Source organism: Streptomyces scopuliridis RB72 (assembly GCF_000718095.1).
GTDB classification, from domain to species: domain Bacteria; phylum Actinomycetota; class Actinomycetes; order Streptomycetales; family Streptomycetaceae; genus Streptomyces; species Streptomyces scopuliridis.
In genome coordinates, this window is the sequence record NZ_JOEI01000004.1 from 19,061 (window position 1) to 34,956 (window position 15,896).

The following is a 15,896-nucleotide window of genomic DNA, read 5'->3' on the forward strand; positions in this document are numbered from 1 at the left end:
TCAGGCCCGCAGGCGCAGGCCCCGGGGGGTGGCGTGGAAGCCCGCGGACTCCAGCGCGCGCCCGAGGGGGGACGTCAGGGCCGGGGTGCCGTTCGTACGCTCCACCGTGACCGTACCGAGCGCCCCCGCGCGGGCCGCGCTCGCCAGCGCTTCCGCGGCGGCCCGGAGCGAGGGGTCCTCCGGGTCGGTGGGCCAGGACAGCAGCGTCTTGCCGCCCCGTTCCATGTAGAGGGTCAGCTCGCCGTCGACGAGAACGACGAGGGAGCCGGCCTTGCGGCCCGGTTTGTGGCCGGCGCCGTCCGGGGGATCCGGCCAGGGAAGCGCGGCCCCATAGGCGTTGGCGGGGTCGGCGGCGGCCAGCACCACGGCGCGCGGCGAGGGGTGCGCGTCGGCGCGGTCACGGGCCGTCGCCGCGGCGCGCAGCCGGTCGACGGCGCCGTCCATCGCGAACTGGGCCGCGCCCAGGCCCTCCACGACATAGCCGCGACGGGCCTGGCCGCTGTCCTCGAAGGCGGACAGGACGCGGTACACCGCCGAGAAGCCGCCCGCGACCCCTTCGGCCGCGACCGCGCCCCGGGTCACCACGCCATGGCGGTCGAGGAGGGTACGGGCCAGCGCGTGGGCGCGGTGCGTGGGCTCCGGCTCCTGGGCGGGCAGCAGCGACCAGCGGCCACTGACGGTGGGTGGGCCCGTACGGGAGGCGGGGCGGGCCGCGGCCGTGAGCGTGCCGTACCGTCCCCGCGGCACCGGGCGCCGCGCGCGGTGCGCCGTGGAGCCCGCCGTACGCCCCGAGCCGAGCAGCGAGCGCATCGGCGCCAGGGTGTCGTTCGTGAGCCGGCCCGACCAGGCCAGATCCCATACCGCGTCGGCCAGTTGAGGGTCCGTCACATCCGGGTGGGTGGTGGCCCGGACCTGGTCGGTGATCTGCCGGAAGAACAGGCCGTAGCCGCCCGAGAGCGTGGTCAGGACGGAATCGTGGAGGGCGGTCAGCTCCAGGGGGTGCGGGGGCGGGAGCAACAGGGGTGCGGCGTCGGCGAGATAGAGCGAGACCCAGCCGTCCTTGCCGGGCAAGGCGCCGGCTCCGGCCCACAGGACCTCGCCCGTGGTGGTCAGTTCGTCCAGGAGCGCGGGGGTGTAGCCGGAGACCCGGGACGGCAGGATCAGCTTCTCCAGCGCCGACGCGGGAACGGGAGCACCCTGCAACTGCTCCACGGCACGGGCGAGTCCGTCGATTCCGCGCAGGCTGTTGCCGTTCAGATGCTGCCACTGCGGGAGGAAGGCGGCGAGCGCGGCCGGCGCCACCGGCTCCAGCTCCTGGCGCAGCGCCGCAAGGGAGCGGCGGCGCAGCCGACGCAGGACCGTGGCGTCGCACCACTCCTGGCCGATGCCGGAAGGATGGAACTCGCCCTGTACGACCCGGGAGTTCGCGGCGAGCCGCTGGAGTGCGCCGTCCGTGACCGCCGGGCCGAGGCCGAAGCGCTCTGCCGCCGCGTTCGAGGTGAACGGGCCGTGCGTACGGGCGTAGCGGGCGAGGAGATCGCCGAGAGGGTCCTTCACCGGCTCCGTGAACGCCTCGGGGACACCGACCGGCAGTGCGGTGCCCAGGGCGTCCCGCAGCCGGCCCGCGTCCTCGATCGCCGCCCAGTGGTCGGCTCCGCCGATCCTGACCCTGATGGCGCGGCGGGCGGCGGCGAGATCCTCCGCCCAGGATGTCCGCGCGCCGCGCTCGGCCAACTCCGCGTCCGTGAGCGGGCCGAGGACGCGCAGCAGATCGGCGACGCCTTCCAGGTCCTTGACGCGGCGGTCCTCGGTGAGCCATTGGAGTTCCCGTTCCAGCTCGGTGAGGACCTCCGGGTCGAGCAGCTCACGCAGCTCGGCCTGACCCAGCAGCTCGGCCAGCAGCCGGGAGTCCAGGGAGAGCGCGGCGGCCCTCCGCTCCGCGAGGGGGGAGTCGCCCTCGTACAGGAACTGCGCCACATAGCCGAAGAGCAGCGACCGGGCGAAGGGGGAGGGCTCGGGGGTGGTGACCTCGATCAACCGGACCCGACGGGACTCGATGTCGCCCATGAGTTCCGAGAGGCCCGGGACATCGAAGACATCCTGGAGGCACTCCCGGACCGCCTCCAGCACGATCGGGAACGAGCCGAACTCGCTCGCCACCTGGAGGAGTTGGGAGGCGCGCTGGCGTTGCTGCCACAGCGGGGTGCGTTTGCCCGGGCTCCGGCGGGGGAGCAGCAGCGCCCGGGCGGCGCACTCCCGGAACCGGGAGGCGAACAGCGCGGAGCCGCCCACCTGGTCGGTGACGATCCCGCGGATCTCGCCGCCGTCGAAGGCGACATCCGCGGCGCCGATGGGCGCCTGTTCGCTGTCGAAAGCCGTGCTGAGACGGTCCGGCTCGTCATCCAGGAGGTCCAGGCCCATCAGATCGGCGTCGGGGAGCCGCAGCACGATGCCGTCGTCGGCGTGCATGACCTGCGCGTCCATGCCGTACCGCTCGGCGAGCCGGGCACCGAGGGCCAGCGCCCACGGCGCGTGCACCTGCGCGCCGAACGGGGAGTGGATCACCACGCGCCAGTCGCCCAGCTCGTCGCGGAAGCGCTCGACAAGGATCGTCCGGTCGTCGGGGACATGACCGCAGGCGCGGCGCTGCTCGTCCAGATACGACAGCACATTGCCGGCGGCCCAGGCATCGAGGCCCGCGGTCAGCAGCCGCAGCCGGGCGTCCTCCTCGGAGAGGGCGCCCACCTCACGCAGAAACGCGCCCACCGCGCGGCCCAGCTCCAGCGGTCGGCCCAGTTGGTCGCCCTTCCAGAACGGCAGCCGCCCCGGGGTGCCGGGGGCCGGGGTGACCAGGACCCGGTCACGGGTGATGTCCTCGATCCGCCAGGAGGTCGTGCCCAGGGTGAAGACATCGCCCACCCGGGACTCGTACACCATCTCCTCGTCCAGCTCCCCGACCCGGCCGCCGCCCTTCTTCGGGTCGGCTCCGGCGAGGAAGACACCGAAGAGCCCCCGGTCGGGGATCGTGCCCCCGGAGGTGACGGCGAGCCGCTGCGCGCCCGGACGGCCCGTGACCGTACCGGCCACGCGGTCCCACACCACGCGTGGACGCAGCTCCGCGAAGGCGTCGGAGGGATAGCGCCCGGCGAGCATGTCCAGCACGGCCGTGAACGCCGACTCGGGCAGCGACGCGAACGGCGCGGCGCGGCGGGTCAGGGCGAGCAGATCGTCGGCCTGTCTGGTGTCCAGCGCGACCATGGCGACCAGCTGCTGGGCCAGCACGTCGAGGGGATTCGCGGGGATGCGCAGGGCCTCGATGGCGCCGGTGCGCATCCGCTCGGTGACCACGGCGGCCTGGACGAGATCGCCGCGGTACTTGGGAAAGACGACGCCCGTGGACACCGCGCCCACCTGGTGTCCCGCGCGGCCGACCCGCTGGAGGCCCGAGGCGACCGAGGGCGGCGACTCGACCTGGATCACCAGATCCACCGCGCCCATGTCGATGCCCAGCTCCAGACTGGACGTGGCCACGACGGCGGGCAGCCGGCCCGCCTTCAGGTCCTCCTCCACCTGGGCCCGCTGCTCCTTGGAGACCGAGCCGTGATGCGCGCGGGCCAGCAGGGCGGGCGCGCCCCTGGCCGCGCCCGACTGCCCCATCAGCTCGGCCGGGGAGTGGTCCTCGGGCATCGCCCCGTCGGGGCCGGGCGCGTCCGGAACCGAGCCCGTGGCCCGTTCGTACGCGATCTCGTTCAGCCGGTTGCACAACCGCTCCGCCAGCCGGCGGGAGTTGGCGAAGACGATCGTGGAGCGGTGCGCCTGGACGAGATCGGCGATCCGCTCTTCCACATGCGGCCAGATCGACGGCTTGTCCGCGCTGTCCGTCTCCGAGGCGGGGGAGCCGCCCAGCTCGCCCAGATCCTCGACCGGCACGACCACGGAGAGATCGAACTCCTTGCCGGAGCGCGGCTGGACGATCTCCACCCTGCGCTGCGGCGACAGATAGCGCGCCACCTCCTCCACCGGACGCACCGTCGCCGACAGACCGATCCGGCGGGCGGGGCGTGGCAGCAGCTCGTCGAGCCGCTCCAGGGACAGGGCGAGATGGGCGCCCCGCTTCGTCCCCGCGACGGCGTGCACCTCGTCCAGGATCACCGTCTCGATCCCGGCGAGCGCGTCCCGGGCCGAGGACGTGAGCATCAGGAACAGCGACTCGGGGGTGGTGATCAGGATGTCCGGCGGCTTCGTGGCGATCGACCGGCGCTCGGCGGCCGGGGTGTCACCGGAGCGGATGCCGACCCGGACCTCCGGCTCCGGCAGCCCGCGCCGCACGGATTCCTGCCGGATTCCCGTGAGCGGACTGCGCAGATTGCGCTCCACATCGACGGCGAGCGCCTTGAGCGGCGATACGTACAGCACTCGGCAGCGCTTCCTCGCCTCGGCGGGCGGCGGCTGCGAAGCCAGCTGGTCCAGGGCGGCGAGAAAGGCGGCCAGCGTCTTGCCCGAGCCGGTCGGGGCCACGACCAGCACGTCCGAGCCCTCCTGGATGGCACGCCAGGCCCCCTCCTGCGCCGCGGTGGGCGCGGAGAAAGCCCCCGTGAACCAGCCGCGGGTCGCGGGGGAGAAGGAGTCGAGCGCGGAGCGTGCCATGCCCCCCATCGTGCACCCCGCCACTGACAATCGCCCGGACCTGGGCAAACGCCCCGGGGACCGGCGGCGCAGAATGGACACATGGCACCGCGGGAGCAGGCACGGCACTGGCGCTATTCCGAGCTGCCGGGCGTCGATCTGCTGCGTGCGCGCTACATAGACAAGACGTTTCTGCGGCATACCCACGAGACCTTCGTCATCGCCGCGATCACGGACGGCGTCGAGGTCTTCCACCACGGCGACGGCGATCAGTACGCCGGTCCCGGCTCGCTCGCGCTGATCAACCCCGAGACCCCGCACACCGGCCACGCCCAGGGGCCCGAGGGCTGGCAGTACGGGGCCGTCTACCCGGCCGTTGACGTCATCGCGTCCATCGCCGCGGAGACCACCATGATCCGCGGTACCCCCGGCTTCGTCGCGCCCGTGGTGGACGATCCGTACACCACGCACCTCGTTCACCAGGTGCTGCGGGCCGCCGACGAGGGCAACGCGCTCGCCGCCGACACGCTGCTGAGGGTCGCGGTGACCCGGCTGCTGCGGCTGAACGGCGGGCCGCTCCGGGAGCGCCAGGTGCGGGGTGCCGGGGCCCGGATCGCGGCACGTGCGCGTGCCGTGCTGGAGGAGCGAATGGCCGACCCGCCGTCCCTGGAGCGGCTCGCGGCGGACCTCGGCAGCAGCCCCTTCGCGCTGCTGCGGGCCTTCAGGAACACCTACGGGCTGCCGCCGCACACCTGGCTCACGGACGCGCGGGTGCGCCGGGCCCGGCGGCTGCTGGACGGCGGTACGACTCCGGCCGAGGCGGCCGTGGCCGTCGGGTTCACCGACCAGCCCCATCTGAATCGCCAGTTCACCCGGATCGTCGGGGTGCCGCCCGGTGCGTACCGGAGGGAGCGGACAGCCGACTCCGGGGGGTGAGCCCGCTTTTGGGCGCGGCGCGGGCTTTCGGCGAGGCATGAGGCGCGGGGCGGGAGCTGGGGAGCGCGGGGCGCAAGAACGTACAAGACCTGTCCCGCCCACCCCGGGTAGCGTCCCTGACGTGGCAGAACAGACAGCGTCCGCGTCCGCGGACATACCGGCGCACGGTTCCGCCCGGCGCGCCCCGGAGCCCGGCTCCGCCCCCGAGCCCAAGTCCGACTCGGCCGTCGTGCGCGACGCCCTGGGCGTCGGCATCGCCGTCGGGCTCTCCGGCTTCGCCTTCGGCGTCACCTCGGCCGGCGCGGGCCTCACCGTCCTTCAGACCTGCGCGCTCAGCCTGCTGGTCTTCACCGGCGCCTCGCAGTTCGCGCTGGTCGGCGCACTGGCGGCGGGCGGCAATCCGCTCACCGCCGCGGCGGGCGCGTTCTTCCTCGGCGTACGCAACGCCTTCTACGGGCTCAGGCTGTCCCAGCTGCTGCGGCTGCCGGGGCCCGTACGCCCGTTCGCCGCCCAGTGGGTGATCGACGAGACCACCGCCGTCGCGCTCGCCCAGCCCACCCGGCGCGGCGCCCGCATCGGCTTCACCGTCACCGGCGTCACGCTCTACGTCCTGTGGAACCTCACCACCCTGGGCGGGGCGCTGGGCGCCGAAGCCCTTGGCGACACCAGCGCCTGGGGACTCGACGCGGCGGGACCTGCCGTCTTCCTCGCCCTGCTCGCACCGATGCTCCGTACGGCCACCGAGCGGGCGGTCGCGGGCATCGCCGTCGTCCTGGGGCTCGGTTTCCTGCCCGTGCTGCCCGCCGGTGTCCCGGTGCTCGTGGCGGCGCTGGCCGCACCCGCTGTCGTCTGGCTCGAAGGCCGCAGGCTCGGCGCTCGTCGGAAGGGAACGGACCGTTGAACATCTGGATCGCGATCGGCGCGACCGCCGTCGGCTGCTACCTCGTCAAACTTCTGGGCCTGCTCGTGCCCGCGGGCGCGCTGGAGCGCCCCCTCGTCCAGCGGCTGGCGGCCCTGCTGCCCGTGGCCCTGCTCGCCGCGCTGACCGCTCAGCAGACCTTCAGCGCGAACGGCGCACTCGTGCTGGACGCCCGGGGCGCGGGGCTCGCAGCGGCGGCTCTGGCGCTGGTGCTGCGGGCCCCGTTCCTGGTGGTCGTGGCGGCGGCGGTGGTCGTCACGGCGGGGGTGCGTGCACTCGGCGGCTGAAGGGCAGACGGGGCGGCTGAAGCCCGGCAGGTCCTGACGGGCTCGTCAGGACCTGAGGCCGTCAGCTGATGGCACGGCCGTGGGCGCGCAGTGTCCGCAGCGCCTCGATGGTCACGATCGGCCGGCACTCCAGCGCCGTACCTGGTGCCCATTCTGGCCAGCTGATCGGCCAGCCACCGTCCTCCCGCTGAAGGCCGGCCAGATGGTCGAGCGACCGTTCCATCTCCTGGTCCGTGAACCACGCACGGGCCAGTGACTCGGGCACGCGCGCGTAGTCGTGCGGGAAGTGATGCTCGCCCGGCGCGTACCCCGGTGGTACGGGGTACTCCGCGCGGCGCGCCGGATCCAGCACCGCCAGCCCGCGCGCCCGTACGAGCCGGCCGAGGCGGTCCGCCGCCGCCTCGGCCCGAGCCCGGTCGGGGACGCCGTCCAGGAAGGCCACCGCCGCCTCGATCTCGTACGGATGTGACTCCTCCAGCCCCTCGATAGCCGCCCAGCAGAAGTCGGTGGCGCGGAAGAGCCAGGGGTGCCAGACCTCGTTGCGGTGCAGCAGCCCGACCACCGGGCCGGTCGGCAGCAAGTCGCCCGGCGGATCGTCGACGACCGGGAGGAAGGGCGCGTACGGATAGCCGCGCAGGGAGGGGTGGACCGCGGGCAGCGCTCCCTCGGCGGTGGACACCGCCGTGAGATAGCGGCAGATCCGCTCGACCCGCAGTCCGTCACAGCGGCCGATGGAGTCGAGTACGCGCAGGGCGTGCGACGTATGCAGTGGCTGGCTCACGGGGCCGCGCAGATCGGGTTCGAGGCCGTGACCGTACCCGCCGTCCTCCTCGCGGTACGCGGTGAGGGCCGCCTCGACGGCCTCGGCGCCGTGGCTCCGACCGGTCACTCCGTCCAGGAAGTGATAGGCGAACCGTCGTTGTTCGAGCACCCGGGCCGTGAGCCAGATGAAGTGCTCGGCCCGGGAGAGGGGCGACGAGGGAGACGCGGAGGACTCGGAGGATGCTGCGGTGCCGGCCATGTTCCGACCGTAGGGCGGAAACGGGTCTGAGCATGGGGGACCGGCCGGGCCCCACTCTCAGGGGCGCGATACTGGTGGCATGCGGTTGACGATTTTCTGGGAGCGCATGGCGGACCACTTCGGGGCGGCCTACGCCGACTCCTTCGCCCGTGACCATGTGATGGCGGAGCTGGGCGGTCGTACGGTGCACGAGGCGCTGGAGGCCGGCTGGGAGGCGAAGGACGTCTGGCGCGGGGTCTGCGTCGCCATGGGGATTCCGCCCGAGAAGCGTTGACGCGCGGGCCGGAGGCCGCCTCAGGGGCCCGGGGCGGCGCGGAGCCCTCGGGGGCGATGTGATTTCGTCCGGCCATGGGGTCGGTTGTCGTAGCGGTAGGCGACACTTGCCCAGTGGCACCGACCGACAACTCCGCACCGGACCTCCAACCGCCGATCCCTCCGCCGGATCCCGCACCGGACACGCCCCCCGAGGCGTCTTCGACGGCTCCTTCGGCGGTCCCTCCGCTGACGGCTCCCGCGGGCTCTTCCACGAGCTCCCCGGGCGCGCCGGTGTCCCCTGCGGGCAGTGACGACGAGCGGCGCCAGATGCCCCGCTGGCTGCCGCGCGCCATGGTCCTCGCACTGGCGCTCATAGCCTGCTTCCAGCTCGGCAGCTGGGCGTTCCACCAGCTCATCGGCCTGCTGATCAACATGCTGATCGCGTTCTTCCTGGCGCTGGCTGTGGAGCCCGCCGTGAGCCGGATGGCGGACCGCGGAATGCGGCGTGGACTCGCCACTTTCCTGGTCTTCTTCGCGGTCCTGATCGTCAGTGCCGGCTTTGTGGTGATGCTCGGCTCCATGCTGGCGAGCCAGATCATCGAAATGGTCGATTCCTTCCCCCAGTACCTCGACTCGGTGATCAACTGGATCAACGACACCTTCCGCACGGAGCTGTCCCGGGTCGCCGTCCAGGACAGCCTGCTGCACTCCGACTGGCTCCAGCGCTATGTGCAGAACAGCGCGACGGGCGTCCTGGACATCTCCACCACCGTGCTGGGCGGGCTGTTCCGGCTGCTGACGATCTTCCTGTTCTCGTTCTACTTCGCGGCCGACGGGCCCCGGCTGCGGCGCGCGCTCTGCTCCGTACTCCCGCCGGCCCGGCAGTCCGAAGTGCTGCGCGCCTGGGAGATCGCCGTCGTCAAGACCGGTGGCTATCTCTACTCACGCGGGCTGATGGCCCTCATCTCCGGTGCCGCGCATTACGTCCTGCTGGAGATCCTGCGGGTGCCGTACGCTCCGGCGCTGGCGATCTGGGTGGGGCTCGTCTCCCAGTTCATCCCGACGATCGGCACCTATCTGGCGGGCGCCCTGCCGATGCTGATCGCCTTCACCGTGGACCCCTGGTACGCGGTCTGGGTGCTCGGATTCGTCGTGTTCTACCAGCAGTTCGAGAACTACATGCTCCAGCCCAAGCTGACCGCCAAGACCGTCGACATCCACCCGGCGGTGGCCTTCGGGTCGGTCATCGCGGGTACGGCGCTGCTGGGCGCGGTCGGCGCGCTGATAGCGATCCCGGCGGTCGCCACGCTCCAGGCGTTCCTCGGGGCGTATGTGAAGCGGTACGACGTGATGGACGATCCGCGCGTGCACGGCCGCAGAACGCGTGACAGCGTGCCACTGCTGCGCCAGATACGCCGCGTACTGGGCACGGACACACGCACGGACCCACACACAGAGACGCGGACAGACACGAGCACGCGCACAGACACGGACACGCGCACGGACGACGACCAGCCGCCGCAGCCGTAGGAGGACAGCGGACGACCGCCGCGTCCAGCAAGGTCAGAGATAGGACGGTCCGGTCACCCGGTGCCGGAAAGTGCGCCATAGCCATGCCTGTACGGCGACCAGCAGCGGGGTGATCACCAGCACCACGGGCACGAGCAGCGCGAGGGTCGCCCCGTCCGCGGCCGACTCGTACAGCGGTAGCAGGCGCCCGGCGAGCAGGGGCAGCGCCGCCATCAGTACGGCGGTCAGCGCGAGCGACTGCGCGGGACGCGTACGCCCCATCAGCTGCCGGGCCCGTTCGTAGGGCGCCCCGGTCAGTCGTACGGCGGCGAAGCCCAGCCCGTGTACGGCGAAACACGCGGCCACCGCGAGGGCCGTGAGCACGGCCGCCGGGCCCGGCGCCGGTGTCCCGGGACTTCCGGAGAACAGCGCCGTGAGCAGCCGTCCCCAGGACAGCGCGACCGCCCAGCTCCCGCACACCACCGCGCCGTCGCACAGCGCGCGCCATACGGACGAGCCGCCGGGCGCGCGCCCGCGCAGCCACAGGCCCGAGTCCCGTACGACCCACCCGATGAGCAGCGGTACGACCACCACGAACTGGCCGCTCAGCAACTCCCCCTCCAACTCGGGGAAGCAGCCGATGAGCACTCCTGCGGTGGCCACCAGCCAAACCTCGTTGCCGAGGAAGAAGGGGGCGAAGGACGCGATGACGATCCGTCGTTCGGCCTCGTCGCGGCCGAGATACGGCAGCATCATGCCGGTCCCGATGTCCGCGCCGCCGAGGACGAAGTAGCCGGCGACGAAGAAGCCGAGCAGGACGATGGCAAGGGTCTCCACAGCGGCTCCTCAGTAGCGCGTGGCGGGCAGGGGGTCGGCCGGGCCGGGCTCGTCCCCGTCCGTACGGTCGTCACGTGCGGCGCGTTCGTCATGGCCGAGCCCGGACTCCACGGGACCGCGCCGGGCATGGCGCCAGAGCAGCCGCGCGTTGACGACAGCCAGCAGAACGAAGAGCGTGGTGAAGGCGATCAGCGAGGTACGCATCGCCGTGGGGGACACCTCCGAGACCGCGTCCCGCGTCCGCAGCACCCCGTACACCACCCAGGGCTGCCGGCCCGCCTCCCGGAAGACCCAGCCGCTGATCATCGCGAGATAGGGCAGCGGTACGGACGCCATCAGCACCACATGCCAGAGCCGGAAGCGGAAGACCACTTTCCGGAAGCAGCCGAGCACCGTACCTGCCACGCAGAGGTACATCATCAGCGCGAAGGCGATCAGCATCACCAGCGCGCCGCCGCGCGTCCACGCCTCCGAGGGCACATAGTTCCCGGGCCCGAACCGGGCGGCCAAGTCCGTCTGCAGCTGGGCGATTTCGGCCGTCTTCTGCTGGAACACGGCCGATTTCATGGGTTGCAGATCGGCGAGCGACGCCAGCTGAACACCGCCGAACCCCGCGGTCACCACCAGCGCCGGAAGGGAGACGAACACCCCGATCCGCAGACTGCGCCCGAAGAACTCCCACTCCGGCGTGCGCCGGAAGAGGTGGTACGCGCTGACGCCCGCCATGAAGAAACCGGCGGTCAGCAACGACCCGGCCAGGATGTGCCCGAAGGCGAGCAGTGCGCTCGGGTTGGTCAGCAGGGCGCCCACATCGTCGAGGACCGCCCGACCGTCCTCCATCCGGTGCCCCACCGGATGGTTGAGGAAGCCGTTGGCGACCAGGATCCAGTACGCCGACAGATAGGCCGTCAGCGTGACCACCCAGATCAGCGCCAGATGGACCCACTTACCGAACCGGTTCCAACCGAAGATCCACAGCCCTAGGAAGGTGGACTCGACGAAGAAGGCGACGATCGTCTCGACGGCGAGCGAGGCGCCGAGGACATTGCCCACGTCGTGGGTGAGCCCGCTCCAGCTCAGTCCGAACTGGAACTCCATCACGATGCCGGTGACGATCCCGACGGCGTAATTGATGACGTACAGCTGACCCCAGAAGCGCACCATCCGCGCCTGCAGCGGACGTCCGCTGATCGTGGCCCGTGTCTGGACGCACGCGACGATCGTCGCCAGGCCCAGCGTCAGGGTGACGAACAGGAAGTGCCCGCCCGCGGTGAGGGCGAACTGGAGCCGTGCGAGATCGAGGGTTTCGGCTGATACGGAACCGCTCGCGCCGGTGAGGAGATCTGCCACGCCCGACAGCTTGGGCGTACGGCTCGCGGCGCCGCGTCAGCCCCCGGGGGACACCCGGCGTACCCCAGGAGTCGCGGGTGAACCGGGCGGCATACGCCGAAAGTCGCGGGCCCGGCTATCCGCTTATCCGGCTACTCGTCCGCGGGCCGTCACAGTGGTTACGCCAGCCAGCCCGGGGTGATCATGCCCGACTCGTACGCGAGGATCACCAACTGCGCCCTGTCCCGCACCGACAGCTTGGTCATGATCCGGCTGACATGGGTCTTCGCGGTGGCCGGCGAGAGCACCAGCCGCTGCGCGATCTCCTGATTGGACAGCCCCGCCCCGACCAGGCCCATCACCTCGATCTCCCGCTCGGTCAGGGCGTTCAGCCGGGGGCTCGGGTCGGGCCGCTTGCCTCGGCCCGCGAACTCGGCGATCAGCCGGCGCGTGACGGCCGGGGCGATCAGCGCGTCGCCGCGCGCCACCACCCGTACGCCGTGCAGCAGTTCCATCGGCTCGGTGTCCTTGACGAGGAAGCCGGAGGCGCCGGCGCGCAGCGCCCCGTAGACGTAGTCGTCGATGTCGAAGGTGGTGAGGATGACGACCCGTACGCCGTCCAGGCGCGGGTCGCCGAGGATACGGCGGGTGGCCTCCAGACCGTCGAGTCCCGGCATCCGGATGTCCATCAGCACCACATCGGGGCGCAACTCCCGTGCGAGGGCGATCGCCTGCTCGCCGTCGGACGCCTCGCCCACCACCTCCATGTCGTCCTCGGAGTCGAGGATGGAGCGGAAGCCGGCCCGTACGAGCGTCTGGTCGTCGGCGAGCACCACGCGGATCATTCAGTCCCCTTCACTTCAGTGACAGCTTCAGCTCAGTGACGGCTTCAGCGGCAGCCGGGCCTCCACCCGGAAGCCGTCGGCCGTGTTCCCGGCGGTCAGTTCGCCGCCGAACGCCTTCGCGCGCTCGGCCATGCCGCGGATGCCGCTGCCCGAGAGGCCCGGCCTGGAGCACGCTCCCGTCAGCGCGTGCGGGCGCAGTGCGGCCCCCTCGTCCGCGCCCTGACCGTCGTCGTCGATCCGCAACCGTATGTCCGTGTCGCCGTACGCGATGGTCACCAGCGCGCTGCGGGCGCGGGCGTGCCGGGTCACGTTCGTGAGCGATTCCTGAACGATCCGGTACGCGGCCAGGTCGACCGGCGGCGGCAGCGGGCGGGAGCCGCCCTCCGTACGGACGCGGACGTCTATGCCCGTCGAGCGGGCCCGCTCGACCAGTTCGGTCAGCCGGTCGAGGCCGGACGTCGGTGCGGTCGGCGCCGCCTCGTCGGCCTGACGCAGCACACCGAGCGTGCCGCGCAGTTCGCGCAGGGCCTCCTTGCTGGTGGCCTTGACCGCCTTGAGCGCCTCCTCCGCGGCGGCGAGCGCGACCGGATACTCCGGCTTCTTGCTCAGCCGGTGCAGCGTCGCGCTCGACTGGACATTGATCAGCGAAATGCTGTGGCCCAGGATGTCGTGGAGCTCGCGGGCGATCCGCAGCCGTTCCTCGGTGGCGCTCTGTCGCGCCCGCGCCTCCTGCTCGCGTTCGGCGGCCAGCGCCCGCTGTTCGGCCTCGTGGAGATAGGCGAGCCGGGTGCGCTGTGCGCGGCCGATCGCGACGAGACTGATCAGCCAGCCGGCGAGCATGGCGACGGAGACATCGTCGATCCGGCGGTGCCCGGAGTTCATGACGACCTCGCCGAAGCCCACGGTGAGCAGGGTGACGGCCGCCAGGGCGACCGAGACGGTGAAGTGTCCTTCGGCGGCCAGCGTGTAGAGCGCGAGCGCGAAGGCGGCCAGCGCCGGGCCGTCCGTCACGCTCACCGGATAGTAGATTCCGCAGGCCAGCAGCGTGATCACGGCCACGGCCACCGGCCTGCGCCGCCGGAAGTACAGGGCTCCGCAGCCGATGCCGATCAGCGCCCAGCTGATCGCCGCGCGGACGGGCGGCTCGCGCCCCGACGCCATCTGGACCAGCGTCGAAACGACCACGACGGCGGTGACGAGATGCGTCATGGCGACATCGGCGGCGCGCGAGGACAGCCGGCCGCCGCGGACGCACGAGGGGAGCACCATGCGAGGAAGGATAGGCGCGGCCGGGCGCCCCAGCCGGTGTGGTGCACCGGCCGAGGCGCCCGGACTTACTCGTCCAGCTCCCGGAGGGGCCCGAGGCTCAGAGCAGGTCGGCGTACTGGTTCCAGCCGCCGCTGCCGATCTTCACCCGGGCCTTCAGAGGCGCGGACGCCTTGCCGGTGCCCGCGTAGAAGTACAGCTCGCCCGCCGAGTTCGAGGCGAGCAGGTCGGCGACGCCGTCGCCGTTGAGGTCACCGGGGGCCGCGATGTTCTTGTACTGGCTCCAGCCCGCGCCGCCGATCTGCGCCTTCGCACCGAACGGTGAACTCGCCTTGCCCGTACCGGCGTACAGGTACAGGCCGCTGGAGCTGCGCGCGAGCAGATCGGCGCGGCCGTCGCCGGTGAGGTCACCCGCGCCGACGATCTTGTTGAACTGCGACCAGCCGCTGCCGCCGATCTGGACGCGGCCCTTCACCGACATGCCCGTACCGTTGCCCGCGTAGAAGTAGAGGGCGGTGGAGCTGCGGGCCAGCAGATCGCTCTTGCCGTCGCCGTTGAGATCCCCGGGGCCGATGACCAGGTTGTACGACTTGGATCCGCCCGCGATCTCGGGGTCGGACGAGGCATAGGCACCGGCGTTGTACAGGTGGCCGTCGTACGTGCTGTGCTCGATCAGGTCCGAGCTGCCGTTCGCGCGCAGCGACACCGCGTGGGTCAGCCGGACCAGCGAACGGTCCCAGCCGTCGCCGATCAGGTACTTCGAGGTGAGCCGGCCGGTGCCGGTGGTGCCGTAGTAGTAGAGCGTCCCGCCGGAGGTACGGGCGAAGACGCCGGCCTTGCCGAAGTGCGGCCGGTTGCCCGCGCCCGCGAACTGGGTCACCAGTCCCCAGCCCGTGCCGGCCTGCTCCCGGGCGGCGAACGTGCCGTTGCCGTTGCCCTCGTAGAAGTAGAGGGTTCCGTCGTACGCGCGGGCCACCAGGTCCGGGGTGCCGTTCCCGCTGTAGTCCGTGCCGCCGACCAGTTGGTTGTACTGGCTCCAGCCGGCGCCGCCGATCTGGATCCGGTCCTTGAACGGATAGCCGGTGCTGCTGCCGTTGCCGGGGTAGACGTACAGCCCGGTGGCGTTGCGTGCGACGAGATCGGCCAGACCGTCGCCGTTGATATCGTCCACGCCGACCAGCTGGTCGAACTGGCTCCAGCCGGCGCCACCCACCTGGATCCCGGCCTTGAACCCCTTGCCGGTGCCGGGGAAGAGGAACAGCCCCGAGGAGCTGCGGGCCAGCAGGTCCGGCGTGCCGTCACCGGTCAGATCGCCGGGGACGACCAGCTTGTCGTACGCCTGCCAGCCGGTGCTGAGCGTGGTGTACGAGGTCATGCCGCCGTAGAGGGTGGAGTTCGCCCCACTGTGCAGCCGCAGGGAGCCGGTGGGCGTCACGGTGAGCAGGTCGGCCTTGCCGTCGCCGGTGAGATCGCCGGGCAGCAGCAGGTCCTTGACCTGGGAGTCGTCCGCGGAGATCACGGCCGCGCCGTCGGAGCCCCAGTCGGCCCAGACCTCGCCGTAGTCGGTGCGGTACACCAGATCGCCGTAGCCGTCGCCGTCCATGTCGCCGCGCTGCGCGGGGGTGCCCGCCGCGGCCCGGCCCGCGGCGAGACGGCGGTCCTGGCCCTTGGCGGCGTCCGCGCCGTCGCGGCCCGGGAGGCTGAAGGTGGGCCGGGTGGACGGCGGAACAGGAAGGGTGACGGCGCCGTGCGGTCCGCTGTCCGGCGTATCGGCCGCCGAGGCCGTGGTGACCATCAGCGAACCGCTCACCAGCAGCCCGGCGCAGCCGAGCACGGCCGAGCGGGCGATCCTGCGGGGCCACTCGGCCCCGGGTCTTGCGTGGACGGACATCCTGCCTCCAGTGAGGTGTGAAGGAGCCCGGGGATCAGCGGCGGCACACGCCGAGCACGGCGGTGCGCGGGTCGCGGGGTGTCAGGTGATGTGGCACCGCTGGAATCGTCGTTGGACTGCCGTCGGCCCATGGCACGACGGGAACTGCCCCCACGGTGATGGAACTGCCCCCCAC

12 protein-coding genes are annotated in these 15,896 nt (G+C 72.0%); 5 read left to right on the forward strand and 7 right to left on the reverse strand.

Annotated elements, in window-relative coordinates; all coding sequences use genetic code 11:
- Positions 1 to 4,647 carry an ATP-dependent helicase gene (locus IF11_RS0104520; RefSeq protein ID WP_030350084.1) on the reverse strand — a complete coding sequence of 1,549 codons (4,647 nt, stop codon included), beginning with the start codon at positions 4,645 to 4,647 and terminating at the stop codon, positions 1 to 3.
- Positions 4,648 to 4,728: 81 nt separating this feature from the next.
- Here IF11_RS0104520 and IF11_RS0104525 point away from each other — a divergent pair, with 81 nt between their 5' ends.
- From IF11_RS0104525 to IF11_RS0104535, 3 genes are all read left to right on the forward strand, one after another.
- Positions 4,729 to 5,562 (forward strand): AraC family transcriptional regulator, encoded by an 834-nt coding sequence (locus tag IF11_RS0104525; RefSeq protein WP_030350085.1) that lies wholly within the window; start codon positions 4,729 to 4,731, stop codon positions 5,560 to 5,562.
- Positions 5,563 to 5,683: 121 nt separating this feature from the next.
- The gene (locus IF11_RS0104530) at positions 5,684 to 6,463 is read left to right on the forward strand and encodes an AzlC family ABC transporter permease (RefSeq protein ID WP_420894638.1); all 780 of its coding nucleotides are present in this window, start codon (positions 5,684 to 5,686) and stop codon (positions 6,461 to 6,463) included.
- On the forward strand, positions 6,460 to 6,768 hold the full coding sequence (locus tag IF11_RS0104535) for an AzlD domain-containing protein (RefSeq protein WP_030350087.1): 309 nt from the start codon (positions 6,460 to 6,462) through the stop codon (positions 6,766 to 6,768). Before IF11_RS0104530 ends, IF11_RS0104535 begins: the two co-directional genes overlap by 4 nt.
- Positions 6,769 to 6,829: 61 nt before the next feature.
- On the opposite strand, the gene IF11_RS0104540 is transcribed toward IF11_RS0104535, so the two are convergent.
- Entirely contained in the window at positions 6,830 to 7,789 is a 960-nt protein-coding gene (locus tag IF11_RS0104540) for a hypothetical protein (RefSeq protein WP_030350088.1), read from the reverse strand.
- Positions 7,790 to 7,868: 79 nt separating this feature from the next.
- Here IF11_RS0104540 and IF11_RS0104545 point away from each other — a divergent pair, with 79 nt between their 5' ends.
- Positions 7,869 to 8,063 carry a DUF3046 domain-containing protein gene (locus IF11_RS0104545; RefSeq protein WP_030350089.1) on the forward strand — a complete coding sequence of 65 codons (195 nt, stop codon included), beginning with the start codon at positions 7,869 to 7,871 and terminating at the stop codon, positions 8,061 to 8,063.
- Between the two features lie 308 nt (positions 8,064 to 8,371).
- The gene (locus tag IF11_RS0104550; protein WP_078490461.1) at positions 8,372 to 9,574 is read left to right on the forward strand and encodes an AI-2E family transporter; all 1,203 of its coding nucleotides are present in this window, start codon (positions 8,372 to 8,374) and stop codon (positions 9,572 to 9,574) included.
- A gap of 33 nt (positions 9,575 to 9,607) precedes the next feature.
- On the opposite strand, the gene IF11_RS0104555 is transcribed toward IF11_RS0104550, so the two are convergent.
- The 5 genes from IF11_RS0104555 to IF11_RS0104575 form a co-directional block, all read right to left on the reverse strand.
- A complete protein-coding gene (locus IF11_RS0104555; RefSeq protein WP_030350091.1) occupies positions 9,608 to 10,390 on the reverse strand; it encodes a cytochrome d ubiquinol oxidase subunit II in 783 nt (260 codons plus the stop codon).
- 9 nt (positions 10,391 to 10,399) lie between these two features.
- Positions 10,400 to 11,740: a cytochrome ubiquinol oxidase subunit I gene (locus tag IF11_RS0104560; RefSeq protein WP_030350092.1), complete on the reverse strand. Its 1,341-nt coding sequence runs from the start codon at positions 11,738 to 11,740 to the stop codon at positions 10,400 to 10,402.
- Between the two features lie 158 nt (positions 11,741 to 11,898).
- A complete protein-coding gene (locus IF11_RS0104565) occupies positions 11,899 to 12,564 on the reverse strand; it encodes a response regulator (RefSeq protein ID WP_030350093.1) in 666 nt (221 codons plus the stop codon).
- A 27-nt stretch (positions 12,565 to 12,591) separates the two neighbouring features.
- Entirely contained in the window at positions 12,592 to 13,833 is a 1,242-nt protein-coding gene (locus IF11_RS0104570; RefSeq protein ID WP_030350094.1) for a sensor histidine kinase, read from the reverse strand.
- Positions 13,834 to 13,930: 97 nt separating this feature from the next.
- The gene (locus tag IF11_RS0104575; RefSeq protein WP_051745501.1) at positions 13,931 to 15,721 is read right to left on the reverse strand and encodes an FG-GAP repeat domain-containing protein; all 1,791 of its coding nucleotides are present in this window, start codon (positions 15,719 to 15,721) and stop codon (positions 13,931 to 13,933) included.
- Between the last annotated feature and the right edge of the window lie 175 nt (positions 15,722 to 15,896).

Coding starts and splice junctions, on each gene's coding strand:
- IF11_RS0104550 (WP_078490461.1), top strand. CDS start 8,372: ATGCCCCGCTGGCTGCCGCGCGCCATGGTCCTCGCACTGGCGCTCATA.
- IF11_RS0104565 (WP_030350093.1), bottom strand. CDS start 12,564: ATGATCCGCGTGGTGCTCGCCGACGACCAGACGCTCGTACGGGCCGGC.
- IF11_RS0104525 (WP_030350085.1), top strand. CDS start 4,729: ATGGCACCGCGGGAGCAGGCACGGCACTGGCGCTATTCCGAGCTGCCG.
- IF11_RS0104540 (WP_030350088.1), bottom strand. CDS start 7,789: ATGGCCGGCACCGCAGCATCCTCCGAGTCCTCCGCGTCTCCCTCGTCG.
- IF11_RS0104520 (WP_030350084.1), bottom strand. CDS start 4,647: ATGGCACGCTCCGCGCTCGACTCCTTCTCCCCCGCGACCCGCGGCTGG.
- IF11_RS0104545 (WP_030350089.1), top strand. CDS start 7,869: ATGCGGTTGACGATTTTCTGGGAGCGCATGGCGGACCACTTCGGGGCG.
- IF11_RS0104570 (WP_030350094.1), bottom strand. CDS start 13,833: ATGGTGCTCCCCTCGTGCGTCCGCGGCGGCCGGCTGTCCTCGCGCGCC.
- IF11_RS0104575 (WP_051745501.1), bottom strand. CDS start 15,721: ATGTCCGTCCACGCAAGACCCGGGGCCGAGTGGCCCCGCAGGATCGCC.